Genomic DNA, 2,151 nt, shown 5'->3' with positions numbered 1-2,151 from the left:
GACGAATCTCGAGATAGCGGCTCGGCGTGTCGCCGAGAATGCGGCGAAACGCCGACGTGAACGCACTCGCGCTCGCGTAGCCGAGATCGAGCGCCACGCGCGTCACCGGCTGCCCGTCGGTCAGGCGGGCAATCGCCGCGAGCATGCAGACCTGCTGGCGCCAGGCGGCAAAACTCACGCCCGTCTGCGCGCGGAACTGCCGCGTGAACGTGCGGCGGCTCACGCCTGCGTCGGCCGCGACCCGGTCGAGATCGGCGTCGATCGACGGCGCCGCGAACAGGTGCCGGCACACCTTCGCCAGCCGCGCATCGGCCGGCAGCGGCGCATGCAGCGACAGGCGCGGCATCGTCGCGATTTCCGCGACCAGTAGATCCATCAGCTTGCCCGCGCGACCGTCGACGTCGTACATGGCCGGCAGGTCGATCGCATCGTCGAGCAGTTGCCGCAGCAGCGGCGACACGCCATACACGCCGCACTGGGCCGGCAGCCCGGCCGCCTGCGCGGCGTCGACGGACACGAACGCATTGAGCATCGTGACCGGCCCGGTCATGGTCATTTCGTGCCGCACGCCGGCCGGCACCCAGCACGCGCGCTGCGGCGGCACCAGCCAGCGCCCGTGCGGCGTCGACACGCTGATCGTGCCGCGCGACGCGAACGCGAATTGCCCGCGCACGTGCGCGTGATCCGGAAACGTCGTGCCCGCCGCAAAGTCGTTGGCGAGCACGACCACGCTCCGGGGAATGTGTTCGTAGGGATCTAGCAGCGTATTTCTCACGGCCCGAATTCCATCATCAATGACCCGATATCGAAGGCGGGTCGCCTTCGAACGATCTACGATCCGCTCCACCGTTGCGCGACCTCGCGGCCGGGACACCCGCCGGCCTGGTCGGCCGGATGGCAACCTCATCGGAGCGGACATGCCCAATACGTTTCATCGCGTGGGGAAAGGCCCCCACCCTGTTCTCGTGCTGCACGGCTGGTTCGGCGACGCCCGCGCGTTCGAACCGCTCGAAGCCTGGCTGTCGCGCGAGCACTTCAGCTATGTATTCATGGACTACCGAGGTTACGGCCGTATGCGCGACGCACACGGCAACTACACGATCGACGAGATCGCCGCCGATACGCTCGCGCTCGCCGACGCGCTCGGCTTTCCGACCTTCAGTCTCGTCGGCCATTCGATGGGCGGCATGGCGATCGAGAAGATCGCCGCCATCGCGCCCGACCGCGTGCGCGCGCTGGTGGCGATCGCGCCCGTGCCGTGCGGCGGCCTGCCGTTCGACGCCGCGCGACGCGCGCTATTCGAGCGGGCCGCCGACCACCTCGCCGATCGCCGGACCATCATCGACCGCAGCACCGGTAACCGGCTGCCCGCCGCCTGGATCGAGTGGAAAGCCGCGTATTCGGCAGCCTGTTCGTCGGCGCGGGCATTCGCCGCATACTTCCGCGCGTGGGCCGATACGGATTTCAGCGAAGAGATCACGGGCATCCATCCGGTCAAGATACTGATCGGCGAGCACGATCCGGCGTTCGACGCGGCGCTGATGGCCCGCACCTACCTGCGGCGCTATCCGCTCGCCAGCGTCGACGTGCTGCGCAATGCCGGCCATTATCCAATGAACGAAACCCCGCTCGCGCTGGTCGCGGCGATGGAAGCATTCCTGCTCGCCGCGACGGCCCGCCCCGTGGCGATCGGCTGACCGGCCGCGCGCCGGCGGCATCGTCGCGGCACGCATCACCGCAGCATGAACGACATCGCGGACAGGCTGTTCAGCGTGCGCACCACGTGCTCGACCGACGGCCCGTCGAAGCGCAGCGTCACCGCATCGACGCGCTCGAGCGACGGTAGCACGCAGAAAAGGTCGGCGAGCGCGGCCGTCTGTACGCGCAGCGTGCAGGCGGCCGGCGCGGGCCGATGGACGCCCGCGCGCCGGCCGGACGACAGCGCCTGCGCGACCGTCTCGCGCGCCGCGGTTGCGATCCGGGCGCACGACGCGGACGGCGTGAGCGTCTCGCCGCTCGATGCGCCGCCGGCCGTCTTGACCGTCTCGAAACGCGCGTCCGGAAACAGCGGCTGCGTTTCCTCGGCGAACACGTCGTCGCCGGTCGCGAGCGCGACGTGTGCGCCGTATTCGCGCGCCAGCGCGCCACACA

At 69.8% G+C, this 2,151-nt stretch carries 3 protein-coding genes; 1 reads left to right on the top strand and 2 read right to left on the bottom strand.

Annotated elements, in window-relative coordinates; genetic code table 11:
• A partial coding sequence (locus tag JMF90_RS34490; RefSeq protein WP_201326108.1) for a helix-turn-helix domain-containing protein occupies positions 1-775 on the bottom strand: 775 nt, incomplete at its 3' end.
• Between the two features lie 142 nt (positions 776-917).
• Here JMF90_RS34490 and JMF90_RS34485 point away from each other — a divergent pair.
• Positions 918-1,697 carry an alpha/beta fold hydrolase gene (locus JMF90_RS34485; RefSeq protein ID WP_011547896.1) on the top strand — a complete coding sequence of 260 codons (780 nt, stop codon included), beginning with the start codon at positions 918-920 and terminating at the stop codon, positions 1,695-1,697.
• 35 nt (positions 1,698-1,732) lie between these two features.
• Here the strand turns inward: JMF90_RS34485 and JMF90_RS34480 are convergent.
• Positions 1,733-2,151 (bottom strand): M55 family metallopeptidase (locus JMF90_RS34480; protein WP_201326107.1); only part of this gene is annotated, 419 nt, incomplete at its 5' end.

It is taken from the genome of Burkholderia sp. E168m23, assembly GCF_016586125.1.
Classification (GTDB): Bacteria; Pseudomonadota; Gammaproteobacteria; order Burkholderiales; family Burkholderiaceae; genus Burkholderia; species Burkholderia orbicola.
The sequence above is the reverse complement of the archived record's forward strand: the minus strand, read 5'-3'. Positions and strand labels throughout refer to the sequence as shown.

Excerpts from the sequence above, each read along its gene's own strand:
- JMF90_RS34485 (WP_011547896.1), top strand. The coding sequence starts at position 918 with ATGCCCAATACGTTTCATCGCGTGGGGAAAGGCCCCCACCCTGTTCTC.